This is a genomic window from Bacillus sp. V3B, from assembly GCF_024494465.1.
Classification (GTDB): Bacteria; Bacillota; Bacilli; order Bacillales; family Cytobacillaceae; genus Bacillus_BD.
Genome location: NZ_JAETXM010000008.1, coordinates 128,888 through 153,898, shown reverse-complemented (window position 1 = coordinate 153,898; position 25,011 = coordinate 128,888). Strand labels below are relative to the sequence as shown.

Below are 25,011 nucleotides of genomic sequence, written 5' to 3'. Positions count from 1 at the left end.
AACAGAGGGGTTTTTATTTTGTCATAATAAATAGGTGCCTTGCACCTGTTTTCTTTTCACGAATACAAGACAACTCCTACTAATCCAGAAAGAACAATGACATAGATTGGATTCCAACGCAGTTTTAATAGAACGAGTAATGAGAGTCCAAAGATCAGGAATAAACTAATTGTATGGAATGAACTATCAGATCGTAAGGAGATCATTAGACATGGAAAAACTGATAGCAGCGTAGATGATTAGACTAGTAACAATCGGTTTTAATCCATAAAACATGGATTGGACGATTGGATTTTGATGGAATTTCATGAAAAAAGTAGCTACAATGATGACTAAATTAAGGGAAGGAAGCAAAATACCAAGGGCAGATAGGTAGAGATATTATGAAGAAATATTGCGGTACGGCAGAGAAACGCCGCCATATTTTAGAGTTGCAGTGTTAAGAACGATGCTGGAAAGTTTTTAGAAATTATGGATTCTATGCGTGATATCTCTGTTCATACTGTAGAACGAATCCAAAATATAGCGGTTGCTTCAGAGGAGCAAAGCGCTACATTGGAAGAAATAGCCGCTGCTGTGAGCGAGTGTAGATTCACATGATTCTTTAAATAAGTTTAACTATTAAATAAAAACCAGGTGCCAGGCACCATCCAGAAATTGGATGGCGCCTGGCACCTATTTTAAATTGGGCGAATAGCATGTAGGCAGGAGGAGCTGCATATTTAAAAAGAAGAGAATATGAATAAAGGAAACAATCTGTTTCAGTATGGATGTATGTAAATGGATAAAAATAACGGTGATTTTTTCAAAAGGAATAGGGATGTTGGAGGGATTTAGATGCAACTTTTTTATACAGTCCGTCAAGGGGACACTTTGTATCAGATTGCCAAGCGTTGGGAGATTCCCGTCGAGTCCATCATTGCGGCAAACAATTTGATGTCGCCTTACACCATTTATATCGGGCAACAACTCTCCATGCCATCAGGTGTTGATACTATCACTGTAAAGCCGGGAGATACTGTTTATAAGGTTGCTCAATTTTTTAGAATATCAGAAAGTATTATTATTGAAGCAAATAGGCTGAATCCGCCTTATATGATTAGGGTAGGTCAGTTGTTAAAAGTTCCTCCTGGTGTCCCTTACTATGTTGTTCAACCAGGGGACACACTGTTTCAAATCGCCAGGCGGTATAACGTCATGACGGCTGGACAGAGTAACATCGACCTTCTTAAAACAGTTAACGAGCTCCCATCTAATAATATTTTTCCAGGTATGAAGCTGATTATTCCATATGCACCTCCTGGAGATCGCGGATTGATCGCCTATACATCCAACCGTGGAGGAGCATATGATCTATGGTTATATAATCCAATCAATGGTGAAAATATACAGCTTACAAATGGTTTAGGTGAATCTTATTCGGTAGCTTTTTGGTCACCTGACAGTAGAAGAATTGCTTTTGTTGGGAGGGATGGGATTCTCTATATTGTGAGGGTGAGGTTAACAGATGGTAGTATTGCTCGTATTGACCAGTTTGCAGGTGGGCTAGGAGTTTATTTAGATTGGTCACCAGATAGTCAGAAACTTGCGTACTCAAAACAGGATGGTATTTTTTTGTACAATATCTTTACACATCAAGTAGAAAGAATAAATGAGCGTGATGCATCTGATGTTGGATGGCTTCCTAATGGAAGAGAACTGCTGTATCAGGCTCCTGACAGATCTGGAATTAGTCAACTCTTTCGTATTGGAATCGATGGAACAGGTAAAAGACAAATGACACAGAATAAAGGTGGGCGTCTAAATCATGTTCGTCTTTCCCATGACGGTTTATTTGCCCTATATACGACTCCAGGTGTTAGTATCTCAATCATTTATACGGTCAATCTTTTAACAGGGAGCGTATATGAAGTAAGGGGAGGACCGCTCGCGAAAAATTATTTTCCAGTATGGTCTCCTGATTCATCCGCGATCGCCTATAGTGCGACTGCTTTTGATGACAGGGGATATTTTTCAATGATCAAACATGCGGGAAGACTGGGGGAGAATGATAAAACGAGGTCGATTTCAAATTGCTTTGCGACGCCCGTTACATGGTCACCCGATGGCAGAAAAATCGCTTATCTATCGGGTTGTCATAATGCGGGAGCTTCTAGAGAAATGTGGGTGATTGATGTTCATCATCCGGTTCCGATTCGATTAGTAGAAGGAGCATTTATTACATCTCTGCAATGGTCACCATCATCGGTTTCTCCTTTGAAAAAAACCTACATGAATTCTGTCTATCATGTTCAATTCCAATATCCAGCCCATTGGAAAAAAGTAAATGATGAGAGATATGAAGGTCCTGATGGATTCTTCCAAATTTCCGCCATCTTCTCCGAAGGAAGTATTCATGAAGTTTGCAATAATGAAGCGTTTCACCCACTAATGCCATATGGTTCCCAACCGCGTATTATGCCAACTCAAATTCAACATCAAGAAGCATGCCTAATAGTTCCTTCAGAAGACCAACCTTCTGAAATGAGAGGTCAAGCAGCGATGATCGTCAAGTATCCAACACCGATTCAAATTCAAGGAACAACCTACAATTATTTTATCATGTGGGTAGATCAGAATCATATAAACGAAATAAGCGCTACATTTTCTTTTCTATCGTAAAAAATGACAAAAAACGCTTGTGTACTTGAACTACACCTCCAATTGGTAGATAGTGTCTAACAATCGGGGTACAGTTCAACTTCAAGTGTTTTTTTGTAAAATTTGGATGGTGCCTGGTGCTTTTTCTTATGTATATAAAACTATAGTTAGAGGGAAATTAGTTGCAGAAACAGTTAAAAAGTTACACTCATAAAACCTTATTACCATAGAGCTGTGAGCGATAAAAGGAGGTTTCTTTATGAATTTTAATCATTCAGAAGATTTGAGCGCATCATTATTAGAATCAAAGGATAAAAGGCAACAATTAGCACGGCAAATTTTTCAAGAGATACAAGAAGGGTGTTATCAATCTTCGATGGGTTTTTTTCAAGCGTTAAACCAAGAATTAGGGAACACCTCAGATCAAGCGATTGATATCATGTTGCGTCAAAGAGGAATGTTTGATCAGTAGGCCTAAGGTGACAGAACAATATTTGTTATAATTACACCTAAAAAGGCGTTTCTACCAGGTGGAGAAACGTCTTCTATCGAGGTTGGTTTAATCCCTAAATTATAGCTATCATATAACGATGATTTACTATTGTTATCCAAACGGCAGCCTGTTGTAAGCGTCAAATCATCCTTATCTGGTTTTATCGGTAGGAATGATTTGACACTTACACTTTTAATTTAAATCAACAGTTGGTTCTAAAGCTCGTTTTTTTCGATAAACGATTTTGCTTAATGTAACGCTTAATTCGTATAAAAGTAGTAAAGGAATGATAACCAGAATATCTGATATAAAATCGGGAGGAGTAATTAAAATAGAAACAATAATTAATAGGAAATAGGAGATTTTCCTCATCTTTACTAGTTTATGCGGATTGATGATTCCTAATTTTGTCAAGAACATCAAGACAGCTGGCATTTCAAATAAAAAACCAAAAGGTAACGTAAGGTTTAACATAAACTTAAAATATTTATCAGCGGTAAAGAAGGTTTCAAATTGATCACCTGCAAGTCCTGTTAAGAAGGAAAGAACGATCGGAAACAGAATGAGGTAACCAAAGGTTAGACCAAAAATAAATAAGAAAAATAGACTTGGGATAAAGGCTAGAGAGATATTTTGCTCTGATTTTGTAAGAGCAGGTTTTACAAATTTCCAAATTTGAAAAGCGGCAATGGGAATGGTAACTGCAATGGCAATCACTCCTGTAATCAACATGTAAATCCAAATGATATCTCCAGGTCCTAGTAAAGCTAATTTACTATCAAGGTCCTTTACTAAAAATTGATAAATATCTTGAACGAACATAAAAGCCACGACAAAGGAAAGGACAAAGGCAATACCAGTAATAATAATCCGTTTACGTAATTCACCTAAATGTTCAACGACATTCATTTGAGACTGATCCATAATTAAACTCCTTTTAAAAGAGAACGATGCAAGCCGGTGTCATGTCCCCTGGTTTACATCGTTCCATTTGTTTAGCTTCCAGTCTTACTTTCAGATTTTTCAAGTTCTACTACGTTATTTTTCTCTTTAGTGGAAGACTCTTGTCCATTATCACCGTTTACCAGTTCATTGGTCGCTTTTTTGAATTCTTTTAAGGTGTTTCCAAAAGCTCGTCCAATTTCAGGTAATTTGGAAGGACCAAAAATAATTAAAGCGATGACAAGAATGAGAATGAGACCTGGGATACCGATATTTGATAGCAACGTATTCACCTCCTAAGGAATAAATCGTTTTCGCATTCATGTAATTTTTATCTTAGTCTATTAAAGAATAGGCATGCCGTGACGCTCATAGGCTGCTGCTTCTAATATAGACATCCCTTGTTCTTCTGCAAGTGCGGCAAGTTTGTCTGAAACGGCAGGTGCAAGATCGGCTGGAGGAGTAGCATAACTCATTGCACGTTGACGCGTTGCATTGCGGCGAGCGAAAGGACCCCAAATCGCAAAGGTAATGCCAGGTGTTTGCATATTTACAAAGAAGGTATTGCCATCTGTAGAAAATGTTGGACCGGCAAATTCAGAACCATTGAGCTTATTTTCAGCAAATGTATAGACATTTGCTTCAGGAGTTAAGCCGATGATTCGATCATTGCCTCCACCATCTTCTGCAATCCAAAGATCTCCCCAAGGAGTGATCGTAATATTATCCGGCATTTCTAAATCATTTTTATCTGTAGATTCATAGAAAAGTTCTAATGTATTCGTCGCTGGGAAGTAGCGGTAAACACGGCCAAGGTTTTTTGAGCCCGCACTCGTATCATCAAACCAGAGAGCACCTGCAGAAAAATAAGCTCCTTCTAATCGGCTAAATCGGATGCAGCCAAGATCTTTTGCATCTTGTTGAGCACGTTCAGGATTTACTTTCTTCCAAACAACCCCAATTTTTTGTCCGCTATTAAACTGACTTGCAGCTGAACTAGGTAACTCATCGATGGCAGCAGCTTCAAGAATACCGCCTTTTTGCAACGAGCCGAGAGTTTGACTACGATCATTTGGTGTAAAGCGATAAAGGAAGCTTGGGTTTGCATCTTCGGTTAAGTACCAAATACCTGTCGCAGGGTCAACATGTCCTGCTTCATGAGAAAAGTAACCCATGTCACGAATCGGTGTTTTGGACATTTCATTCTCAGGATCAAGTGGGTTTACTTCAAAGACAAAGCCATGTCCCATATTACGAGTTTCTTCCATTGTTAACCATGTACCCCAAGTAGTAGCTCCTCCTGCACAGTTTCGAATCGTTCCTGAACTTGATACATATTGATCAAGGAGTTCTCTATTTGGCCCTACGATAAGAGTTGTTGTACCACCAGCTGCTCCATTGCTCCAAGGATTTTTTCCGTTTACAGGATAATTAGAGTTTGTGCTGTTTTCATGGTTTCTTACGAGAATAGTCGTATTCTTCTCACCTTTAAAGGCCGCCATTCCGTCAAGCATGGCAGGAACTTTGTCACCGTTAGGCATGTTATCCCCTGTTTGTGAAATGATCTTGTAATGAAAACCTTTTGGAAGGTCAAGAATTCCATTCGGATCCTTTACTAGCGGACCATAGCCTCCAAATCCTCCGGTTGGATTATTTGAATTTATTTTTCCGGATGCTGCAAGACTTTCTGTAGCTCCAGTTAGTGACAATAACCCCGTTGTTCCTAGTGTTACCGCCAGCGTACTCATTCCACCAACTTTTAAGAAATCACGTCTGTTCAAATTCTTGTTACTACCATTCATCGAATGTTACCTCCAAATTGTTTTAGTGTGGATGCTATGTTCTCTGAAGCAATCTCTATTAAAAAAGTTAACAAATGAATATGAATAGTATGTTAATTGGATGTAATGATCTATTTTACTTTGAAGAATAGTCTAAAAGAATGGGTGAATAGGTAAAATAAAGGGGGTAATAGGAATGGTTTCAAACATAAGTAGCTTATTAATGTTATAAATACCTTTGGAAAATATTAATAAGAGAAGAAGGGACTAGGTATTTTGTTGTTGAAAAAAGAAAGATTATTGTCGTTTATTAATCGTTTGTTAAAAATATTAAATTGGTAGCAAATAAAGTCAACAATATAGAAAGATATGAAGAAAATGTTAATAAAAGGTCGGTATTTGTAAAAAAATTAAAATGAGAGAATTTACAGATGCTTTTTACCAGAATCTAGCAAACTTCGGAGATTATAAAGAGGTTATCGGAGTTCTAAAAATTATCATCAGATGAAGAAGAATCAGAACAGTGAATCTGTCCTGGTTCTTTCTGAAACTTTAGTGTTAGATATTTAATAACTGTCGGGTAGCATGGGTGAATCCATTTTCATCATTTGTCTTGGTGATGATATCTGCTTCTTGCTGAATATGAGAAGGGGCGTTACTCATGGCAACGGAGGTGGTTGCCACTTTGAATTGAGCGAGGTCATTTCCTCCATCTCCAAATGCGAAAATTTCATCAAAATGTTGATTTGTTAACTGTTGGTATTGTTGTATAGCTGCTCCTTTATTCGCTTTAATGGACGTAAACTCTACATTGTTAGGATGTGATGAAGCCATTGACAATTCGAATTTCCCCTTGATTGCTCTTTTGGCTTGATCGACTTTTTCAAGTTGATCCTCGCGTGACACAGCCATGACTTTATAGACTTTGAGATCATCTTTTTCAAGAATTTGATCGTAATCGTAATCATCGAAAATACGTTCAATCTCTTCAGGGCTTTTATCTTGAATCATTGGATTTCTGCATGGAAAACCGCCCTGATTGGTATAGACCATAATCCATAATCCGATTTCCTTTAAAATGGGAAACAACTCTTTATAGATCGAAATTGGTAAAGAGGCTTCATATAGAACTTCTCTTGTTTTTGAGTATAAAACAGTCCCATTAATACAAAAAATAGGTGTTTCTAGCTTTTGTATGGCATCAAATTTGATCACATCTTCAAAAGCTCGACCTGTGTTAAAAATAATTCTATGTCCTTGTTCATGTAAGTAGTGTAGAGTTTTCAGATTTTCATCAGATATTTCGTGTTTTGAGTTTAATAACGTACCGTCTAAATCAATTGAAAAACATTTCATTTTTTCATTGTTCCCTTCTATTATTCATAATGTTTACTATATCAAATATTCCGTTTAGAAAAAAACTTTTTTTAGAATCTGTGTATTCTGCCATGTTTTGATTTTTGAGAAATAAATAAGCTTTGGGAAGTCGCCTTAGAGGGAATCTCTATAGATTGGCTTGAGTATGGATGGTGGTGTCTCATTGGAGAAGGTTATCTTTTTATTAAGTGGATGCCCATGGGCTAGCACATTCTGTGCTTGGTTGAAAACCAATTTAGGATATTAAAACGCATGGGAAGAGGAGGTCGAACGAGTTCGTATAATAAAGACAAGCAAAACCTACAGCACCTCGGAGGTGCTGTAGGTTTTGGTAGACTCTCTGCTACTTCTTACAGCCATGCATCAGCTGGTGAGGTATTGTCGGCGATTAAGTAGGCTGCATTCGTGATTGCTTGTGCTAATGTATCGCCGGTTGCACATATGTTATTAAAGCAAACTTCGGAATCACCTTTTGTTGTATATGTAAATCCGAATTTTTGCAATCTTTCAACGATGCGCATGGCATGGTCCAGGTTTTGCTCGGGTTGAAATTCAGAATCATGAATGAAAGTACACTTTTCAGGATCAAACCATTTATCCGCGCTATTTAATGTCCAACCAAGTATTCTACGTGCTATTGAGTCTGTTTTATTCATATCTTTTTCAGGATCAAGCCATTTATCCGTGCTATTTAATTTCGAATCAAGTATTCTACGTGCTATTGAGTCTGTTTTGTTCATATCTAATTGCCCCCTTGTCTGTAGATTTTTCTATTTTACCATTTTTATAGTGTAAAGCTCAACAAAATAGGTGCTTGGCACCATCCATTATCTGGATGGTGCCAAGCACCTATTTAAATTACGTACCTGTCGAAGTTAATTTGTTCTCACCGTCTTCATCATTTCTTTTTACATGTTTACCATGTATGAAATAATACAGGACCATACATATAAAAGCGAGTATCGTCATGGATAAATACAATCCGCGAAAACCAGTAAATGGGATGATGAACCCTAATAAAAATGGACCGACCCCGATACCTAAGTCGTAGAAAGTAAAATAGGTGGAGGTTGCTAATGAAATCCGATGATGTGGAGATTTTTTAACGGCAATTGCTTGTGTGCTTGATTGAAAAGTACCAAAGCCAATCCCGATAAGGGCTCCTGCTGCTAACAACATAATGCTTACTTGAGAGAGACTGAGTAAAAGATACCCACAAGCGAACAAGGCGATTGATGGATACATAATAAAATTGTCCCCGTATCTGTCAAACCAGATTCCTGTAAAAGGGCGGGATGCTAACAGAAAAATAGCATACATGACAAAGAAAAAGCTTGCAGCTGTGATTAAACCGATTTCCTGAGCATAACTCGTTAAAAATGTTAAAATACTTGAATAAATAAATCCGCCAAATCCCATTAAAAGAGAAATAGGGAGAGCTTTCTTTTCAAAGAAATCACTGAGTTTTAACCCTGTTTTCTCCTCGTGTTGCTGTTGCTGATGATGGGGTTTTTTTGGAACATTTGATGCTAGAGCAGCTAAGATAGCAACAATTGAAAAAACAGTTGCTGCTATAAAAATAGTAGGATCATCAAAATATTGCATAATAATTAACCCAATGAATGGACCAAAAGCCATGGCTAAGTTCATACTCATGGCAAAATAGCCTGTTCCTTCTCCGCGACGTTCATTTGGAATGATTTCAGAGGCTATTGATCCTGTAGCAGTTGTAGAAATTCCAAACGCAATACCATGGATAAAACGAACGAGAAACAACATCGATAAACTTGAGACATGTTGATAAGCAATACTAGAGAGAAGGAAAAGGATTAATGAGATCACTAACAATTTTTTGTGCCCAATTTTGGTAATCGTTTTCCCTGCAATAGGACGAACTATTACGGCTCCAAGTACAATAATACTGGCAGCGAGGCCTGCCGTGCTTTGTGAAGTATCAAAATGACCCATTGTATAAACTGCGAATGTCACCATTAATAAATAAAAAGTTAAAAAGATAAAAAAGTGTGCTGACGAAATCGTAATAAAATCTTTCGTCCATAGTTTTGGTTTCTGGTTCATAAGTTCTAATCCCCTTTTATGTTTTTCATTAGTTGTAGTAATATTTGTTTTGTTTGTTCTACATCTTTTTTTGGGATGTTGCTCATAATACTTTGTTCGAATTGATTGACGACATGTTGGCAGTCTTCATATATTTGAAGACCTAAATCTGTCAGTTGTATTCGGCGTTCGCGTTTATCCTTAGTTGGGATTTGTGTGATCAGACCCCGTTCATACAAGCGATTGACTGTTCGGGTTATTGTAGGCTTTTCCACATCAGAATAATGACTAATCTCAACAAGGGTTGCCGAACCGGTTTGGTGTAAGTAATAAAGGATTGACCATTGAGCATGATAGATATTTAGTTGTGCAAGATGCTCATTTAATTTTTTTGTAAAGCTCCTTGATAGTTGTAAATACTGATGGAAAAATTCATTATACATGAAGTTATCAAATCCTTCGAAAAATATGGTTACCTAGATAACCATATATCTGATTTAATCAAATGTCTAGGTTTCCAATGTAATTAGTTTGAAAGCTAGGTGCTTAGCGCCTAGTTTATAATTTTTTTAAAAATGCCCACATACTTTTATTAGAATTGTATATACTGTAGTATAACACAAGTCAAAAATAAAATACTGTATTACAAAAAAGGAGTGGTTACGATGTTGAAAAGTCCAGTTGAATTTTTTAGAGATTTACCAAAAAAGGAATGTGCTGAATGTGGCCAAATTATAGAAGAACAAGCTGAATCATATATGATGGAATGTGATCGTTGCTTAACTAAGAGAGCTGAATAATGAAGACAGGTGCCAGGCACCATCCATTATTTGGATGGTGCCTGGCACCTGTCTTTGTAGAAAACTTGAATAAAAAATCATAACAGCTTAAACTTAAAGGAAGTACTGGAAGAAGGAAGGTGGATTTGAATATGCAAAAACAATTATTTCACACTACAGACGCTGAGGAGTTAGGAAATTATTTTTTTCAAGATAGATTACTAGATTTCCCTAAATATTTATCCTTTTTAATGATGTATGTAAACGGTCAGAACGAACAAATTGAATTTATACAGGCTTTTGTACATTTGGAATCTCAGGATGGAGAAAAGGATGAAGTATTAACCGTAGAAACTGTATTTTTCAATACAGATAAAACAAAAATTTTACGAATTTGGGGAGCAAAAGACATAGAAAGCGGTGTCGCTTTACTCGTTACGATGGATGTAATTGACTCAGTTACCAAAGAAATAGAAAAACAATATAAGTTTATTGAAAATGATGTGGAACTTTTCCGTGAACCAATTGATAAAGAGTAACAAACACAATTAAAAAAAGGTGCCAGGCACCTTTTTTGGTGAACCAGTTGTTGAAACCAAGGATTTACTTCATCCTATTCAAGGGAGTAAAATCAAGTGTTTAAATAAATCAGGGTTATTGGGAGATGGGTTATTGTCGCCTGAATTTATGGAAATTCATGGAGAGAAATGCATTTGATCTGTTATTACGGATATAACAGATCAAATATCAGTCGAAAAGGAAATGGCAAGGTTAGGATGAAGGGAATGGAATTAAGCAAGAGATCATTGATAAAATGGGTACATCTTTCTTTAGTACAAAGGAAAATGGTACTGGATTGGGATTATCCATTTGTCAAAAAATTGTGTGAGAGCATCATGCGATTATGGATATAAAAACAAGTAGTGAAGGGACAACCTTTTTTCTTCATTTTCCTATTCAGAAACATCAAGTTGACATAAGGTGAAAAAATAGATTTGTTTGAAGCAAGAGTTTTACGTGTAGAGAGATGAAATTAAATGTAAATAATGACAATAAAGTGACAAAGAGCCAATGCCTCATTGACTAAAGGAAAAGTGTTTGCTATTTTAAATTTAGGCTGTGTTAATGATGATTGTTGATAAATGGTCTTGGGTGTATGAGGGAATGCGTTTTATTCCGTGAATAACTTAATGCCTGCGTACACCAAAGGCTTGTAGAGTAGCAACACGATTGTTTAACAAAGCCTAAATTAAAAATTAAAAATAAATAAAAGTAGTAGGTGCCCTTCGGGGAGAATAGGGAATGAAGTGTGAATCTTCAGCGGTCCCACCACTGTAACGGGGAGTTTCATTAGAAATGCCACTGGAGTTATCTCTGGGAAGGTCTGATGAAGTGACGATCCTAAGTCAGGAGACCTGCCTGTCTACTTGACTCTTATAGATGATGGAAAAGTCTGTAGTTTATTTGTTAATCAAATAAACTACAGACTTTCTTTATTTGATTAGAGTCCTAACACAAAAGGAGAAGGAAAAAATGAACGTATTACAACAAACGATTGAAAAAATTGAGGAATTAGATCAAGAGATGATGGCTCAAGCTAGGGGTAGGGTGGATAACCTCATTAAGCCTCCTAAAAGTTTAGGAAAGTTAGAAGACATCGCTATACAACTAGCAGGAATGACAAGGAATCTTTATCCAGCGATTGATCAAAAAGTCATTATTGTGATGGCAGGTGATCATGGTGTTTATGAAGAAGGCGTTACGCCCAATCCACAGGAGGTCACGATTGCCCAAACGTTGAACTTTGCAAAAGGATTAACGGGTGTTTGTGTGATAGGAAAAATGTCAGGAGCTAAAATTGTTCCAGTAGATATTGGGATTAAGAAGGATCTACCTAGTGATGCCGGTGTTATCATTAGAAAAATAAAAAAAGGTACAGATAATTTGGCAAAGGGTCCTGCTATGACGAGGAAGGAAGCGATCAAATCGATCGAAGTTGGGATCGAAATGGCGAATGAAGAAATCAAAAAAGGCGCTAATTTACTTGGTACAGGTGAAATGGGAATCTGTAATACGACTCCTAGTACAGCGATCTTATCTGTTTTACAAAATTGTGACCCTTTGGGAATAACAGGAAGAGGAGCGGGATTAAGTAAAAAAGGAATAGAGCATAAAGCAGGGATAATTAGGAAAGCGATTGAGATCAACCAGCCAAATCGGGCGGATATAATCGATGTTCTAGCAAAGGTGGGAGGATTAGAAATAGGTGGCATGGCAGGGGTTATGCTTGGGGCTGCAGCAAATCGAATACCAGTTGTGGTAGATGGTTTTATTTCAACCATATCTGCTCTCATTGCTGCTAATATTGAACCAAAAGCAAAGGCATACTTTATTACTTCTCATGCTTCTCAAGAACCAGGTGCGAAAATGGCCAGTGATCTGCTAGGAATCGAACCAATGTTACATATGAATATGTGCTTAGGAGAAGGTTCTGGTGCAGCCTTGGCTTTCCCTATCATAGAAGCAGCCTGCTCTATGATAAAGAATATGCCTACATTTGAGGAAGTAGGGATGAAAATATAATAGGAGAGGTTGTTCTTCTCTGCCCACTTTTAAGGTTTACATGTTCAAAATGGTTATTGGATAGAAGTGAATGAAGGCTGTTTACTTTCCCTTCGTTCTACAGCAATTTGTTTAGTAATTTGTAGAGACTAGAAAAAAGAGTTCAATATTTTTAGATCATTATATGGATAAACACTAGATGAAAAAAAGTGCTGTTCGATAAGGTGTCTAACATCCACAAAATTACATGTATCTAGAATCAAGTTTCACTTGATTGTACTAGAGATTGTATGGTGGTGTTGGACACCTTTTTTGTAATAACATTTAATATTCTAAATATACTGTTTTATGGTAGCGAATAAATTCGTTCGCTTTTGGAAAGGGGGAACATCTTTTTATTTGGTTAATTTTCATACCCTATTTGAAAGGACATGAAAATGATTGATTAAACGAGTATGCTTGATAATTGGAAGTGTCCTTATTTTGTTTTTGATTGTAGGATTTGCAGGAGCCAATCAGTGGATAGGGAAGGGCTCACGAGTTGTCTCTACCATAGAAAATGAAGTGTTGAGTGTGGTTCCTGGTTTTAATCTTGAAACAAGAAAGAAAAAAACAAATAGTTATAGTTTCTCCATTAGTACCCTTTTAACTGAAAGTGAACCTATTAATCAGGCGATTCAAACATGGATAAAGACGGAGGAGGATCAGTTTCTTGCTGATGTGGAGAAAAAAGAGACAAAGGCGTTTCATGAGGATCATCGTGCCAAATTACATATACATGTGAACATGAATAAAGTGACGAATGATCTATACAGTGTAACTCTTGACTTAGAAAAAAGATTCGATGAAGCAAAAAGGAAAAATGTGATCAAGACATTTAATATGGATCTAATAGAAAACAAGATTTTGTTTTTGGCAGATGTGTTGGATATAGATGGGGATAATTGGGATGAAATTTGTTCGATTATCAAAGAGCAGTTAGAAACGGAAGAGGAAAGTAGACAGGGAATGGATGAATGGCTAGACCAAGCTTTGAACCATCCTGATCAATTAGATTGGTTAATCACGCAAAACGTTTTGACTTTCTATTTTAATGATGTATCCAGCCCGATAAAGGTGGATATTCCAGTAGAGAATGTAGGCTCCTATCTAAAAGAAAATATTATTCAGCGATTGAACATCAAGATCGTTGAGAAGGAAGTGGTGGTATTAGATCCTAATGGAAAGTATATTGCGCTTACATTCGATGATGGACCAAGTCCTAGTGTAACTCCACGAATTCTTAAAACACTTAAAGAATACCATGCAAAAGCTACTTTTTTTATGTTAGGTAGTCAAGTAGAATACCATCCTTTACTGGCCAAGAGAGTAGCAGATGAAGGTCATGAGATTGGGAATCATACGAGAAGCCACTCGGTCTTAAATAAACTAACCGAAGAAGAAATTAGGAGAGAAATAGAAGGAACTAGTCAAACCATTGAAGAGGTAATCGGTCAACTTCCAACTTCTATTCGTCCTCCGTATGGAATTTATAATGAGATTGTGGAGAAAGTTGCTTTCGAGAATGACTTTCCCATTATTCTATGGTCAGTGGATTCACTAGATTGGAAGAATCGGAATGCAAAGGCTGTGAATAACTTGATTTTAGATGGGGTTTTTCCAGGTTCAATTGTTCTATTGCATGACATTCACCCAACGACAGCTGACGCATTACCAGCATTGATGAGAGCTCTAAAAAATGAAGGATACCAGTTTATCACTGTTTCAGAACTTCTTACGTTGCAAGAAACAAAAGAGACGGGTCCATACTATGGAATCGCATACTAAACCAGGTGCCTGGCACCTGGTTTGTATGGGGAATAACTTTATCAAAAGTAACTATTGTGGTAAATTTAGGATGACTATAGAATTATAATGAATAAATCATACTTTTTTACCGTGGCTAATATCATGTATAAAAAGAGAGTAGAGGTAATTTTAAGCAAGGCCAGAGGGAATTAGCTAAAGGAATAGATATCATGATTGGAACAGGCTATTAAATAAGAAGAATTTCTAATAGGACAAAAATGGATATAAAAAGTGAGTAAGTGAAAGAAACTTATTGTAAGGCTTCTATTCCTTTCCTTTTTCGTTAAGAGTATATTATATTGAGTTTTTTAAGAGCAAACCTTTTATCGGGTTTGCTCTTTTTTTAGTGATTGATATAATGTTGCAGTGGAAGACCTGTCGATTCCTGTTGTGCTTTGATTTTTTTGTTTTTATCAATTTGCTTGTAGTTGCTTATTATATTTTTCGTCAATCTGTTTTTCTATACGTGCTATTTCCTCTTTATTTGAAAGAATTTCTTTTTTATTGTTATTGATTAAAGTTTGCATGTTTAATTTTTGTTTTCTCATATCTAATCATTCCTTTCTTTCGATTTTTTTGTCGAATTTTGTCTGTGTTTTAAATATACCAAAGTTTCTGAAATAATGGAATAGTATTTCGAAAAAATTTTCAGATAGTTTTTCTAGTAAACGAACAGTTCCAGGTGCTGTTTTTCAAATTTAAATTATGAATATTTAAATATATATATATATTTAAATACTTCTAGTTTTCTTGTAAAATAATTATACATGAAAGAAAATCTGACAAATTTATTGACAAATTATTTAGAAAGATTGAGGAAAAAATAAGTTATGGATTTTGGGAAAAACCTTGAGAAAAGTTGGAGTGATCAACAAGTCGTAGGTTTTACGGCGTATTTAAAGAAAATGAAGGGGGAAGCTAGAAAAGAAGATAGAATTGATTATATTGATTCCTTTGTTTCGGCTATAGGTGGGCTTATTTCCATTATTATCATTAGTTTTATAGTGGTATATTTAGGGTTTCCTAGGGCACTAGCTCCTCTTGGTGCAAGCTGTATCATTGTGTTTGGTGCCCATAAAAGTCCTTTGTCTCAACCTCGCAATGTTATTGGGGGACATATAATCTCTACTACTTTATCCCTTATTATTTGGAGTATATTAGGAAAGAGCCTATTCATCATTGGTCTAGTATTAGCTATCGTATTAATTTTAATGACTATTACAAAAACAATTCATCCTCCTGCAGCAGCTAGTGCCCTTGTCGCTATTAATTCTCAAGCAGGGTGGGAATTTCTTATACCAATTATAATTGGTACCTTATTGTTAGTTATTATATCAACAATCTATAATAACTTATTTCAAACGAGACAATATCCAAAATACTGGTTATGATAAAAATAAGAGCAAAATAGGTGCCAGGAACTATCCAAATAATGGGTGGTGCCTGGCATCTATTTTAGTTGAGTGGCAATTTATAGAAAAGAAGTAATAGTTATTATATACTGATGGAGTAAGATAACTTTTAAGCTATGTTTAGGAGGAAATAACATATGATTCATTCTAAAGTAAACCCTAAAGTAGAACAGTTCCGTCAGCATACATACGAGATTGACCCTGTTTTTTTAAATAGATGGTCTCCTCGGTCTTTTTTAGAAAAAGATGTTCCAGCGGATGTATTACTGAGTGTTTTTGAGGCTGCGCGTTGGGCGCCATCTGCTTATAATATTCAGCCTTGGCGCTTTATTATCGCCCGTACGAAAGAAGATCGTGAAAAGTTTTATTCTTTTATTAGTGAATTTAATCGTACTTGGTGTGAAAAGGCACCTGTTCTCGCTTTAATTATTTCGGAAAAAACAAATGATGATAAGGGGCACAATATTTCTCATTCCTTTGATGCAGGTACAGCATGGGGCTATCTTGCTTTGGAAGCGACTAAAAAGGGGCTAATCACCCATCCCATGACAGGTTTTGATTTTGAACGAGCCCGTGAAGTGCTAAATGTGCCAGAAAATTATAGCATTGACGCTTTAATTGCAATTGGTTACCAAGGGGAGAAGGATGTTTTATCAGAAACGCTTCAAGAGAGAGAGCAACCTAGTCCTCGCCGCCCAGTGAAAGAATCCCTTTTTGAAGGTGCTTTTGGTCAAGCGATAGATTGATTGAGAGGTGCCAGGCACCATCCAGATAATGGATGGTGCCTGGCACCTCTTTTTCTTGAAAGTGGTATAGTAGAAGTTGATAGTGATACATATAAAGTAGAGGGGGATATAGACATATTATGAAACATGGAATAGGGCTGCTCCTCATTGCAACGATGCTTTGGGCTGGAAATTATATTAGCGGGCGTTACTTAGGGGATGCTTTACCACCAACACTCCTTAATACTGTTCGATGGGCTATTTCAACTATTATTCTCATAGGGATTTTAACATTTAATAAAAAGAAACTACCTATCTTTTCAAAATGGAAGGAGTTTTCTATTCTTGGCTTCACGGGTGTTTTTGCCTTTTCAACGTTAACTTACTTAGCTTTAGGAAGTATCAGTGCCTCCCAAGCAGGGATGATTTCCGCGGGGATTCCTATTGCCATTCTTCTATTTACTCCATTTATTTTAAAAGAAAAGATACATAGGAGAGAGTGGCTAGGTGCTGTTATTTCAATCTTAGGTGTGATCGTTTTGTTTCAGGGGAAAAGTGATACTGTTTCTTCCCAAGGGTCTCTGCTAGGGAATTCCGCAGTTGTGTTGTCCTGTGTGATGTGGGGGTTATATACGGTTTTAGGCAAACGATATGGAAAAGATATGGATCCACTAACCATGACAGCTGGTGCAGCTCTATATGGGACCATTTTTAGTGCGATTAGTTGTATTGGAACAGTGGAATTAGGTATGATTCATATGACAACAACAGCATGGATTTGTTTAGTCTATGTCAGTACGTTTGCTTCAGTTGTTGCCTTTCTAGCATGGAATGTGGGAGTGAAAATAGTTGGAGCAAGTAAAGCGGCCCCCTATATTAACATGCTTCCTGTTTGGACGGTCCTATTAGGGATAGTCCTTCTCCATGAACAAGTTTCTTGGGTGTCATGGATAGGAGGTGCCATCACGATCACTGGTGCAGTTTTGGCTAGCATGAAGAGACATTCCTCTTCAAGAAAGAATGCGATAAAAAATAGAAAAGAAGTAGGATAAAAACAAGTGCAAAACAAGTGCCAGGCAACATCCATTATCTGGATGTTGCCTGGCACTTGTTTTTGTTTTAAAAAACTAAAATTAATATTTTTTATGTGTAACACTTGAATCTGAAAAACATATTGTTATAATATAAGTATGATATTATATAAGTAATAGGTTATGTAAAGGAGGAAACCTTATTTGGAGAATATAGAATTGATGTCGAAGCAGTTAAAAGCTTTGAGTGATCCCAATCGTTTAAAGCTATTAGCGTGCTTAAAAAAAGGAGAAGTATGTGCTTGTGATTTTATTGATGTTTTACATATTTCTCAACCTGCTGTCAGTCAACAATTGAAAAAGTTAAAAGAAGCCGGCATCATTGTTGAAAGACCAGTAGGAACATGGAAACATTATCGATTAAACGATGTTCAACCACCCTATATTCAAGCCATTATTGATCACTTGGAAGAGATTTCAATTATAAAATGTGATTGTTAAAGAAAATCTAGAAAAAGTTATCATTATTCGATTGTTTTTTAACACTATGATTTTTTACCGTGTAAATACGGAATCTGCTATTTATTCTTTCATTAAAAATAGTCTAGCTTATTTTCTAGATCAGAAAGAATAAATGAGTGATCTTGAAAAAAAGAGGTTTAAGAGTGTGCGATGAATCATCAATTTCATGGTTAAATTAGTTATATATAGGAGGAATAGGATAATGGGTAAAGACACCCCAGCAATGGAAGGTAAAGGACTTGGTTTTTTTGAAAGATATTTAACGGTTTGGGTCATTCTCTGTATTCTCATTGGTGTCACACTCGGGCAAGTATTCCCAGCTGTTCCAGAGACATTGAGCAAATTCGAATATGCTCAAGTATCCATACCAGTTGCCATTCTCATTTGGTTAATGATCTATCCAATGATGGCTCAAATCGATTTTTCTAGTATTGTAGATGTAGGAAAAAAACCGAAAGGCTTAGTCGTAACACTCGTTGTGAACTGGTTAATTAAACCCTTTACGATGTTTTTCTTTGCCTGGCTCTTTTTTCGATTTATTTTCTCCCCTTTTATACCAGAAGATTTAGCCACACAGTATATTGCAGGGGCAGTGCTATTAGGGGCAGCACCATGTACAGCCATGGTTTTTGTTTGGAGTTACTTAACGAAAGGAAATGCTGGCTATACGTTAGTTCAAGTTTCTATTAATGATTTGATTATGGTCTTTGCTTTTGGCCCGATTGTCATGTTGTTATTACGAATTAATAATGTCGTTATTCCATTCGACACGATTTTCTTATCCATTGTCTTATTTATTATTATCCCATTAGCGGCAGGATACGTATCTCGTGTCATGTTAGTTAAACGTAAAGGGATGGACTGGTTTGAAAATGTATATTTGAAAAATGCAGGGAAATTTACGATTGTCGGATTATTACTTACATTAATTATTATTTTCTCTTTCCAAGGAGAAGTGATCTTAAGTAATCCGTTCCACATTGTATTAATTGCCGTTCCTCTTATTATTCAAACGTTATTTATCTTCGTTATCGCTTATTTTTGGGCAAAAAAGTGGAAGATCGAGCACAGTGTGGCAGCACCTGCAGCTATGATTGGAACGAGCAATTTCTTTGAATTAGCGGTTGCTGTTGCGATAGCTTTATTTGGATTGAATTCAGGTGCAACGCTTGTGACAGTTGTAGGTGTTCTTGTGGAAGTTCCACTGATGCTATTTTTAGTTCGAATCGCAAATAATACAAGACATTGGTTTCCAGATAGTCATTTAGTAAAGAATAAGTAAGCGATCTGTTGTAAATATTACAACCATTTATAGATGAAGGAGTTTTTCAAAAAATGAAGAAACGAACGATTTATTTCTTATGTACAGGAAATTCTTGCAGAAGCCAAATGGCAGAAGGCTGGGCGAAAAAATATTTAAATGATGAGTGGGAAGTTCGTAGTGCGGGGATTGAAGCACATGGATTGAATCCGAATGCTGTTAAAGCAATGAACGAAACAGGCATTGATATTTCCAGTCAAACTTCTGATATTATCGATCCTGAAATTTTAAATAATGCGGATTTAGTTGTTACATTATGTGGCGACGCAGCTGATAAATGTCCAATGACACCACCGCATGTGAAAAGAGATCACTGGGGCTTTGATGATCCAGCAAAAGCCGAAGGAACAGACGAAGAAAAATGGGCTTTCTTCCAACGTGTTCGTGATGAAATTGGTGAAAGAATCAAACGTTTTAGTGAAACGGGAGAATAATATAATCGAATAACCAAGAGAAGCTTCTTTTGGTTATTCTTTAAAATTGAAAAATAAGTAAATGCTTATTTAATAATCTATTGGAGGTTTTAACATGAACAAAGTTGAGATTTTTGATCCTGCGATGTGTTGTTCTACTGGAGTATGTGGTCCGAGTGTGGATCCAGAATTAACAAGAGTGGCGTCTGCTGTGTATTCATTAGAGAAAAAAGGCTTTGATATTAAAAGATACCAATTAACGTCAGATCCTGATAAATTTGTAGAAAATGATGAGATAACTCGTGTATTTAAAGAAAAGGGTCCCAACGCCTTACCTGTTATTTTAGTTAATGACCAAGTTGTGAAAGTGGGAAGTTATCCAACAAATGAAGAATTCGCAGAATGGTTTGAAGTAAAAGCGGAAGAGTTGAATGAAAAACCAAAAACTCGGATTTCGATCAATTTAGAACAACTATAATCATTTGGGAAGAAGGAAGAAATATGTATCCATCATTCAGTCCAAATCAGATTCAGACGCAATTTTTGTTTTTAACAGGAAAAGGTGGGGTAGGTAAAACATCAACAGCCTGTGCACTTGCCGTGGTATTAGCAGATAGTGGAAAAAAGGTATTGCTCATTAGTACAGATCCTGCCTCTAATCTACAAGATGTATTTGGCATTGAATTAACAAGCACACCAAAAGCAGTTCCAGCTGTTGAACATTTATTTGCGAGTAATATAGACCCTGAGGCATCAGCAAAAGCTTATCGTGAAAGTGTGGTCGGTCCTTATCGCGATAAATTTCCAGAAGCTGTTGTTGCAACAATGGAAGAGCAATTATCTGGTGCATGTACAGTAGAGATTGCCGCATTCGATGAATTTACAGGGTTTCTTACCAATTGTGAAATCGTGGGTCACTATGATCATATTATTTTTGATACAGCTCCAACCGGTCATACGTTACGACTGTTACAACTTCCAACGGCTTGGAATGGATTTCTAGAAGAAAGTACGCACGGTGCATCCTGTTTAGGGCCATTATCTGGATTAGCGGATAAAAAAGATCTTTATTCTAAAGCTGTATCGGCTCTTTCTGATCCAACTAAAACGACTCTCATACTTGTCACAAGACCAGATGTTTCAGCTCTTTTAGAAGCAGACCGTGCCTCAAAGGAACTGAAAGAAATTGGGGTCAAAAACCAAATGCTCATTGTAAATGGCCTTCTGCAACATCACAATGAAGAAGATGAGGTTTCATCCGCCTTTTATCAACGACAAAGAGACGCATTAAAGCAAGTGCCGGACCATTTAAAAGAGACTCTTACGTACTCGTTACCGTATGTTTCATACTCTTTAACAGGTGTGGAAAATCTTCGAAAGTTATTTACACCATATGAGGTTTCAACAACTTTGGATAGTGAATCTCAATCCGTAAATCTTCCAGGATTAAAAGTGGTCATTGATGATTTTTCAGCTAATGGTACAAAGTTGATTTTTACGATGGGTAAAGGTGGTGTAGGAAAAACAACCGTGGCGTCTGCGATTGCAGTGGGTCTAGTGGAAAAAGGGCATCGTGTTCATCTAACAACAACCGATCCTGCTGCACACTTAGACTATCAATTCCAAAGTGATCATCATAATCAAAATTTAACCATTAGTAGCATTAATCCAAAAGTAGAGGTTGAAAAATATAAAGCTAAGATTATAGCCAAATCAAGTGAGAGCTTAGATGAAGCGGGTCTAGCTTACTTAAAAGAGGATTTAGAATCACCGTGCACAGAAGAAATTGCTGTTTTTCAAGCTTTTGCAGAAGTCGTGGCGAGGTCAGAAAATGAAATTGTGGTCATAGATACGGCACCTACAGGACATACTTTGCTATTACTAGATTCTTCTCAGTCTTATAGTAAGGAGATTGAAAGGTCAACTGGTGATGTTCCAAAAAGTGCCAAAAAACTATTGCCTCAAATTCGAAATCCAAAAGAAACAGCTGTGGTGATTGTTACACTTGCGGAAGCAACACCTGTATTAGAAGCATCAAGGTTACAAGATGATTTAAGGCGGGCTAGTATTAAACCGCAGTGGTGGGTGATTAATCAAAGTTTATCTGCCACAAATACGAACGATCCTGTTTTAAAAAGGAAAGCCATGGCAGAACAGGAATGGATTCAAGAAGTGGATGAAACGAAAGCGGAGAAATGTGCGATTATTCCTTGGTTACCTGAAGAAAAGGTGGGGTACGACAAGTTAAAAGAGTATATTTGTTAAGTTTAAGCATTTTTCAAAAGGTATGTAGAAGGAAATATTATTTATAATTGGAATAAGTCCATTGTGTTGGAGGAGAAAAATGACAACAAAGAATTATCATGAATTAGTAAAAGGTCGTGTGTATATCGGTGGTGCAGATGATGTAGAAGATATGATGAAAAATGAAAAAGTAGATATTATTTTTGATTTAAGAGCAGAGGCACCAACAGAAGAATCAAAATATAATCGTGTGCATAGTCCAATTGTGGATGATGCAGATCAGCAAGATGACTCTGTAAAGAGATCGATTGATCGGGTAGTAAATGAATATCATGATGGAAAAGTTGTGTACTTTCACTGTCAAGGTGGTAGTAACCGTACAGGAACTGTTGCGATTGGAACACTTTTGGCTTTAGGGAAAGCAAGTACCATTGAAGAGGCAGAAGAAATGGCTAAGGTAGCAAGACCAAAAATTAATGTAAAAACAGAGATGAAAGAAACATTAAAACGAATCTTTCCAAGTGCATAGTAAATGAAATTCAAGGAGGAGAAACATATGAAAATTACAGATGGGGCTAAACAACTTTTAGAAAACTTTTTAAGTGAAAAAGGTGCAGAAGGTATTCGTCTAACTTCTGTTGCTGGTTGCTGTGGACCACAATTTGCAATTTCCTTAGATAAATCAGAGGAATTTGATACGATTGAAACTATTAACGGAATTAGAGTAGCGTTTGATTCACAAGTTACGGGAACGGCAGAGTTAACCTTAGATAAAGAAGAAAATCAAGAGGGTGCAGGATTGGTTCTATTAGGTGCTAGTGACTGTTGCTAACAACTAGGTGCCTGGCACCTAGTTTCTTATTTTTTCTAATAAGTCTTCTACATAATTGGGTTGATTCATTATTTTCCTGCCGAGGGCAATAAAGTCTACTTCTCCCTTTTCCACCATATCTGATGAGATTTCAATGTTCTCTAATTCACCTGCACCAATAACAGGAATAGTTAGATGTCCTTTAACCTCTCTAAGCATATCTCTTAACATGGCAGGACCTGGTAAGCCCAAGGGAGACATAAGCCCAGATGATACATCAAGAATATCAATGCCAGCTTCCTCTAGCTTTTTAGCGACTACACATCCTTCTTCCAATGTCGTCCCACCTGGTAAAAGATCATCCAAGCCTAAGCGAACCAAAAGGAGAAAATCTTCGCCAACCGCTTTGCGTACTGCTGTAACAATCTCCAAAAGAAGGCGACTTCGATTTTTCAAACTCCCTCCGTATTCATCCGTCCTTAAATTGGTGAGTGGTGAAAGAAATTGTGTTAACAAAAAGCCGTGGCAGTTGTGAATTTCAACACCATCAAAACCAGCTTTTTTAACACGTAGAGCAGCTTGGACGAAATTCTCTCTTATCTCATGAATTTCAGGTATAGTCAAGGCTCTTGGTAAAGAGCTCTCAATGGCGGGGTTGATTACGACTGAGGGGGCCAAAGCCACCATTCCTGTTAAAGAAGTATCTGCAGCGCTCCCGGCATGATTAATCTGTACAACCGCTACCTGGTTGTTACGATGTATGACAGCTGCAAGTTTAGACAAACCCTCAATACATTCATCACGGTCTACGAAAATCAGCTTTTCTCTATATTGACCAGATGGGGCAATGGCAGCTTGCTCTACTACGATTAATGAAGGACCTTTACGCTGTTCGTAAATGGACAATAGCTCCTCTGTAATGATCCCAGCTTTTGTTGCTTTTGAAATATCAAAAGGTGCACAAACATAACGGTTATGGAATACAAAATCTTTTACTGTCTGACTTTCTAATAATACAGAACCTTTTTTCACCTTTATTTCGCTATCCTTCAACTTCATACTTTAACCTCTTTTCAGTTTCTCGATGTTAAATTTCTTATTTATACTAAACTATACATCAGTTTTCATAGACTCTCCTAATGAAGTTTCTGTGAATTAACAAACAGGTGTCAGGCACTATCCAAATACTGGATGGTGTCTGGCACCTATTTTTCTGTTAATTATATGTTGACATTTTCTATAAACAAGAATAAAGTATATTTAAATTTAATAACCGAGAGATATTTATATATAATTTGAATAGAATAGAAGCTTTAGCATATCATTAATAATTTTTTAGTGACTATTTGAAAAAGCATTCTTTAAAAAGTTTAAAGGGAAAATAAGCTAAATCGGTATATTTCTTTGACTAGTTGATTAGTTTAGAGAGTATACCGATTTTTTGTTGGAGAGGGAAGACTATGGACAAATCAAAAGGTTCTATTGAAGCAAAAATAAGTAAAGCTATAACTCAATGGGAGAAAGACTACCTTGGACGCGGTTCTATATCTGTTAAGGCCGACATTTTACGAGATATGATTATTGTGACATTAAAAGGGATTCTTACACCAGCAGAATATTCAGTTTGTAAAACAAAAGAGGGACTCTTATCTATAAAGAAAATTCGATCTGAGCTAGTTGAATCAGGAATAGAGGATCTAAATGAAATTATTCTAAATATAACTGGGGTAGAAGTGAAAAGTTTTTATACTGATATAAGCTCTCGTACAGGAGAACGAGTGATGATATTTAAATTACTAAGTGATTATGAGAAAAGCTTTTAACATTGAATATAGTATGTTAAAAGGGAGGATTCAATAAAATAGGGAAATGAATGCACGTTCCTATAGGAAAATGTACATTTGATTCCTTAAATTATATTCGTCATGAATCGTCACGAATTAAAACGTTCGAAATATTGATTTGACATATGACACATTGTATCTTATAATGTAGAATAATATTGATAGCTTTTGCCAATGTCTTTGGACAAGGGGAAAAGAAGTCATTCAT

Annotated in this window: 28 protein-coding genes, 1 pseudogene and 1 riboswitch; of the genes and pseudogenes, 19 read left to right on the top strand and 10 right to left on the bottom strand. The window is 36.5% G+C overall.

The window, feature by feature from the left end; genetic code table 11:
* Positions 1-186: 186 nt before the first annotated feature.
* Complete coding sequence (locus tag JMM81_RS23070) at positions 187-354, bottom strand: chromate transporter (RefSeq protein ID WP_375162376.1); 168 nt, start codon at positions 352-354, stop codon at positions 187-189.
* Positions 355-471: 117 nt separating this feature from the next.
* Here JMM81_RS23070 and JMM81_RS11700 point away from each other — a divergent pair, with 117 nt between their 5' ends.
* The 3 genes from JMM81_RS11700 (at position 472) to JMM81_RS11690 (ending at position 3,112) form a co-directional block, all read left to right on the top strand.
* Positions 472-600, top strand: a complete 129-nt coding sequence (locus JMM81_RS11700) for a hypothetical protein (RefSeq protein WP_256241755.1) — start codon at positions 472-474, stop codon at positions 598-600.
* Positions 601-837: 237 nt separating this feature from the next.
* Positions 838-2,661 carry a LysM peptidoglycan-binding domain-containing protein gene (locus tag JMM81_RS11695; RefSeq protein ID WP_256241754.1) on the top strand — a complete coding sequence of 608 codons (1,824 nt, stop codon included), beginning with the start codon at positions 838-840 and terminating at the stop codon, positions 2,659-2,661.
* 238 nt (positions 2,662-2,899) lie between these two features.
* The gene (locus JMM81_RS11690; RefSeq protein ID WP_256241753.1) at positions 2,900-3,112 is read left to right on the top strand and encodes a hypothetical protein; all 213 of its coding nucleotides are present in this window, start codon (positions 2,900-2,902) and stop codon (positions 3,110-3,112) included.
* A 213-nt stretch (positions 3,113-3,325) separates the two neighbouring features.
* Here JMM81_RS11690 and tatC read toward each other — a convergent pair whose 3' ends face one another.
* The 7 genes from tatC to JMM81_RS11655 all read right to left on the bottom strand — a co-directional run bounded on the left by tatC (position 3,326) and on the right by JMM81_RS11655 (position 9,734).
* Entirely contained in the window at positions 3,326-4,057 is a 732-nt protein-coding gene (gene tatC / locus JMM81_RS11685) for a twin-arginine translocase subunit TatC (protein WP_256241752.1), read from the bottom strand.
* Positions 4,058-4,128: 71 nt separating this feature from the next.
* Positions 4,129-4,359, bottom strand: coding sequence for a twin-arginine translocase TatA/TatE family subunit (tatA, locus tag JMM81_RS11680; RefSeq protein WP_256241751.1), 231 nt, complete (start codon positions 4,357-4,359; stop codon positions 4,129-4,131).
* A 60-nt stretch (positions 4,360-4,419) separates the two neighbouring features.
* The gene (locus tag JMM81_RS11675; RefSeq protein ID WP_256241750.1) at positions 4,420-5,877 is read right to left on the bottom strand and encodes an alkaline phosphatase PhoX; all 1,458 of its coding nucleotides are present in this window, start codon (positions 5,875-5,877) and stop codon (positions 4,420-4,422) included.
* Between the two features lie 537 nt (positions 5,878-6,414).
* A complete protein-coding gene (locus JMM81_RS11670; RefSeq protein ID WP_256241749.1) occupies positions 6,415-7,212 on the bottom strand; it encodes a Cof-type HAD-IIB family hydrolase in 798 nt (265 codons plus the stop codon).
* Positions 7,213-7,583: 371 nt separating this feature from the next.
* Complete coding sequence (locus JMM81_RS11665; protein ID WP_309143492.1) at positions 7,584-7,973, bottom strand: BC1872 family protein; 390 nt, start codon at positions 7,971-7,973, stop codon at positions 7,584-7,586.
* Positions 7,974-8,091: 118 nt separating this feature from the next.
* Positions 8,092-9,312 (bottom strand): MFS transporter, encoded by a 1,221-nt coding sequence (locus JMM81_RS11660; protein ID WP_256241748.1) that lies wholly within the window; start codon positions 9,310-9,312, stop codon positions 8,092-8,094.
* 5 nt (positions 9,313-9,317) lie between these two features.
* On the bottom strand, positions 9,318-9,734 hold the full coding sequence (locus tag JMM81_RS11655; RefSeq protein WP_256241747.1) for a MarR family winged helix-turn-helix transcriptional regulator: 417 nt from the start codon (positions 9,732-9,734) through the stop codon (positions 9,318-9,320).
* A gap of 222 nt (positions 9,735-9,956) precedes the next feature.
* Between JMM81_RS11655 and yhfH the strand changes: the two genes are divergently transcribed.
* The 5 genes and pseudogenes from yhfH to JMM81_RS11635 all read left to right on the top strand — a co-directional run bounded on the left by yhfH (position 9,957) and on the right by JMM81_RS11635 (position 14,459).
* Positions 9,957-10,091 (top strand): protein YhfH, encoded by a 135-nt coding sequence (gene yhfH / locus JMM81_RS11650; protein WP_256241746.1) that lies wholly within the window; start codon positions 9,957-9,959, stop codon positions 10,089-10,091.
* Positions 10,092-10,222: 131 nt separating this feature from the next.
* The gene (locus JMM81_RS11645; RefSeq protein ID WP_256241745.1) at positions 10,223-10,609 is read left to right on the top strand and encodes a hypothetical protein; all 387 of its coding nucleotides are present in this window, start codon (positions 10,223-10,225) and stop codon (positions 10,607-10,609) included.
* Between the two features lie 248 nt (positions 10,610-10,857).
* A pseudogene (locus JMM81_RS23065) lies at positions 10,858-10,959 on the top strand (hypothetical protein); the annotation flags it as partial.
* A gap of 371 nt (positions 10,960-11,330) precedes the next feature.
* Positions 11,331-11,507, top strand: a riboswitch (cobalamin riboswitch).
* Positions 11,508-11,603: 96 nt separating this feature from the next.
* The gene (cobT, locus tag JMM81_RS11640) at positions 11,604-12,653 is read left to right on the top strand and encodes a nicotinate-nucleotide--dimethylbenzimidazole phosphoribosyltransferase (protein ID WP_256241744.1); all 1,050 of its coding nucleotides are present in this window, start codon (positions 11,604-11,606) and stop codon (positions 12,651-12,653) included.
* Positions 12,654-13,115: 462 nt separating this feature from the next.
* Positions 13,116-14,459: a polysaccharide deacetylase family protein gene (locus tag JMM81_RS11635; protein WP_256241743.1), complete on the top strand. Its 1,344-nt coding sequence runs from the start codon at positions 13,116-13,118 to the stop codon at positions 14,457-14,459.
* Between the two features lie 434 nt (positions 14,460-14,893).
* Here JMM81_RS11635 and JMM81_RS11630 read toward each other — a convergent pair whose 3' ends face one another.
* Complete coding sequence (locus JMM81_RS11630; protein WP_256241742.1) at positions 14,894-15,028, bottom strand: FbpB family small basic protein; 135 nt, start codon at positions 15,026-15,028, stop codon at positions 14,894-14,896.
* A 282-nt stretch (positions 15,029-15,310) separates the two neighbouring features.
* Here JMM81_RS11630 and JMM81_RS11625 point away from each other — a divergent pair, with 282 nt between their 5' ends.
* The 10 genes from JMM81_RS11625 (at position 15,311) to JMM81_RS11580 (ending at position 22,980) form a co-directional block, all read left to right on the top strand.
* A complete protein-coding gene (locus JMM81_RS11625) occupies positions 15,311-15,871 on the top strand; it encodes an HPP family protein (protein WP_256241741.1) in 561 nt (186 codons plus the stop codon).
* Positions 15,872-16,029: 158 nt separating this feature from the next.
* Positions 16,030-16,638 (top strand): nitroreductase family protein, encoded by a 609-nt coding sequence (locus JMM81_RS11620; protein WP_256241740.1) that lies wholly within the window; start codon positions 16,030-16,032, stop codon positions 16,636-16,638.
* A gap of 119 nt (positions 16,639-16,757) precedes the next feature.
* Positions 16,758-17,669, top strand: coding sequence for a DMT family transporter (locus JMM81_RS11615; RefSeq protein ID WP_256241739.1), 912 nt, complete (start codon positions 16,758-16,760; stop codon positions 17,667-17,669).
* A gap of 183 nt (positions 17,670-17,852) precedes the next feature.
* Positions 17,853-18,149, top strand: a complete 297-nt coding sequence (locus JMM81_RS11610; RefSeq protein WP_256241738.1) for an ArsR/SmtB family transcription factor — start codon at positions 17,853-17,855, stop codon at positions 18,147-18,149.
* 223 nt (positions 18,150-18,372) lie between these two features.
* Entirely contained in the window at positions 18,373-19,452 is a 1,080-nt protein-coding gene (gene arsB, locus JMM81_RS11605; protein ID WP_256241737.1) for an ACR3 family arsenite efflux transporter, read from the top strand.
* 53 nt (positions 19,453-19,505) lie between these two features.
* On the top strand, positions 19,506-19,925 hold the full coding sequence (gene arsC, locus JMM81_RS11600; protein WP_256241736.1) for an arsenate reductase (thioredoxin): 420 nt from the start codon (positions 19,506-19,508) through the stop codon (positions 19,923-19,925).
* A gap of 94 nt (positions 19,926-20,019) precedes the next feature.
* Positions 20,020-20,382: an arsenite efflux transporter metallochaperone ArsD gene (gene arsD / locus JMM81_RS11595; RefSeq protein ID WP_256241735.1), complete on the top strand. Its 363-nt coding sequence runs from the start codon at positions 20,020-20,022 to the stop codon at positions 20,380-20,382.
* A 23-nt stretch (positions 20,383-20,405) separates the two neighbouring features.
* A complete protein-coding gene (gene arsA, locus JMM81_RS11590; RefSeq protein ID WP_256241734.1) occupies positions 20,406-22,169 on the top strand; it encodes an arsenical pump-driving ATPase in 1,764 nt (587 codons plus the stop codon).
* A gap of 79 nt (positions 22,170-22,248) precedes the next feature.
* Positions 22,249-22,677: a protein-tyrosine phosphatase family protein gene (locus JMM81_RS11585; RefSeq protein ID WP_256241733.1), complete on the top strand. Its 429-nt coding sequence runs from the start codon at positions 22,249-22,251 to the stop codon at positions 22,675-22,677.
* A 27-nt stretch (positions 22,678-22,704) separates the two neighbouring features.
* Entirely contained in the window at positions 22,705-22,980 is a 276-nt protein-coding gene (locus tag JMM81_RS11580) for an adhesin (protein ID WP_256241732.1), read from the top strand.
* 18 nt (positions 22,981-22,998) lie between these two features.
* Here JMM81_RS11580 and JMM81_RS11575 read toward each other — a convergent pair whose 3' ends face one another.
* On the bottom strand, positions 22,999-24,018 hold the full coding sequence (locus JMM81_RS11575; protein WP_256241731.1) for an NADH:flavin oxidoreductase: 1,020 nt from the start codon (positions 24,016-24,018) through the stop codon (positions 22,999-23,001).
* A gap of 401 nt (positions 24,019-24,419) precedes the next feature.
* Between JMM81_RS11575 and JMM81_RS11570 the strand changes: the two genes are divergently transcribed.
* A complete protein-coding gene (locus tag JMM81_RS11570) occupies positions 24,420-24,782 on the top strand; it encodes a Na-translocating system protein MpsC family protein (RefSeq protein WP_256241730.1) in 363 nt (120 codons plus the stop codon).
* Positions 24,783-25,011: the final 229 nt, after the last annotated feature.

What these genes read in the sequence shown, in the direction of transcription:
- JMM81_RS11700 (WP_256241755.1), top strand. Translation starts at nt 472, where the DNA reads ATGGATTCTATGCGTGATATCTCTGTTCATACTGTAGAACGAATCCAA.
- JMM81_RS11695 (WP_256241754.1), top strand. Translation starts at nt 838, where the DNA reads ATGCAACTTTTTTATACAGTCCGTCAAGGGGACACTTTGTATCAGATT.
- JMM81_RS11690 (WP_256241753.1), top strand. Translation starts at nt 2,900, where the DNA reads ATGAATTTTAATCATTCAGAAGATTTGAGCGCATCATTATTAGAATCA.
- tatC (WP_256241752.1), bottom strand. Translation starts at nt 4,057, where the DNA reads ATGGATCAGTCTCAAATGAATGTCGTTGAACATTTAGGTGAATTACGT.
- JMM81_RS11675 (WP_256241750.1), bottom strand. Translation starts at nt 5,877, where the DNA reads ATGAATGGTAGTAACAAGAATTTGAACAGACGTGATTTCTTAAAAGTT.
- JMM81_RS11670 (WP_256241749.1), bottom strand. Translation starts at nt 7,212, where the DNA reads ATGAAATGTTTTTCAATTGATTTAGACGGTACGTTATTAAACTCAAAA.
- JMM81_RS11665 (WP_309143492.1), bottom strand. Translation starts at nt 7,973, where the DNA reads ATGAACAAAACAGACTCAATAGCACGTAGAATACTTGATTCGAAATTA.
- JMM81_RS11660 (WP_256241748.1), bottom strand. Translation starts at nt 9,312, where the DNA reads ATGAACCAGAAACCAAAACTATGGACGAAAGATTTTATTACGATTTCG.
- JMM81_RS11655 (WP_256241747.1), bottom strand. Translation starts at nt 9,734, where the DNA reads ATGTATAATGAATTTTTCCATCAGTATTTACAACTATCAAGGAGCTTT.
- yhfH (WP_256241746.1), top strand. Translation starts at nt 9,957, where the DNA reads ATGTTGAAAAGTCCAGTTGAATTTTTTAGAGATTTACCAAAAAAGGAA.
- JMM81_RS11645 (WP_256241745.1), top strand. Translation starts at nt 10,223, where the DNA reads ATGCAAAAACAATTATTTCACACTACAGACGCTGAGGAGTTAGGAAAT.
- cobT (WP_256241744.1), top strand. Translation starts at nt 11,604, where the DNA reads ATGAACGTATTACAACAAACGATTGAAAAAATTGAGGAATTAGATCAA.
- JMM81_RS11630 (WP_256241742.1), bottom strand. Translation starts at nt 15,028, where the DNA reads ATGAGAAAACAAAAATTAAACATGCAAACTTTAATCAATAACAATAAA.
- JMM81_RS11625 (WP_256241741.1), top strand. Translation starts at nt 15,311, where the DNA reads ATGGATTTTGGGAAAAACCTTGAGAAAAGTTGGAGTGATCAACAAGTC.
- JMM81_RS11620 (WP_256241740.1), top strand. Translation starts at nt 16,030, where the DNA reads ATGATTCATTCTAAAGTAAACCCTAAAGTAGAACAGTTCCGTCAGCAT.
- JMM81_RS11615 (WP_256241739.1), top strand. Translation starts at nt 16,758, where the DNA reads ATGAAACATGGAATAGGGCTGCTCCTCATTGCAACGATGCTTTGGGCT.
- arsB (WP_256241737.1), top strand. Translation starts at nt 18,373, where the DNA reads ATGGGTAAAGACACCCCAGCAATGGAAGGTAAAGGACTTGGTTTTTTT.
- arsC (WP_256241736.1), top strand. Translation starts at nt 19,506, where the DNA reads ATGAAGAAACGAACGATTTATTTCTTATGTACAGGAAATTCTTGCAGA.
- arsD (WP_256241735.1), top strand. Translation starts at nt 20,020, where the DNA reads ATGAACAAAGTTGAGATTTTTGATCCTGCGATGTGTTGTTCTACTGGA.
- arsA (WP_256241734.1), top strand. Translation starts at nt 20,406, where the DNA reads ATGTATCCATCATTCAGTCCAAATCAGATTCAGACGCAATTTTTGTTT.
- JMM81_RS11585 (WP_256241733.1), top strand. Translation starts at nt 22,249, where the DNA reads ATGACAACAAAGAATTATCATGAATTAGTAAAAGGTCGTGTGTATATC.
- JMM81_RS11580 (WP_256241732.1), top strand. Translation starts at nt 22,705, where the DNA reads ATGAAAATTACAGATGGGGCTAAACAACTTTTAGAAAACTTTTTAAGT.
- JMM81_RS11575 (WP_256241731.1), bottom strand. Translation starts at nt 24,018, where the DNA reads ATGAAGTTGAAGGATAGCGAAATAAAGGTGAAAAAAGGTTCTGTATTA.
- JMM81_RS11570 (WP_256241730.1), top strand. Translation starts at nt 24,420, where the DNA reads ATGGACAAATCAAAAGGTTCTATTGAAGCAAAAATAAGTAAAGCTATA.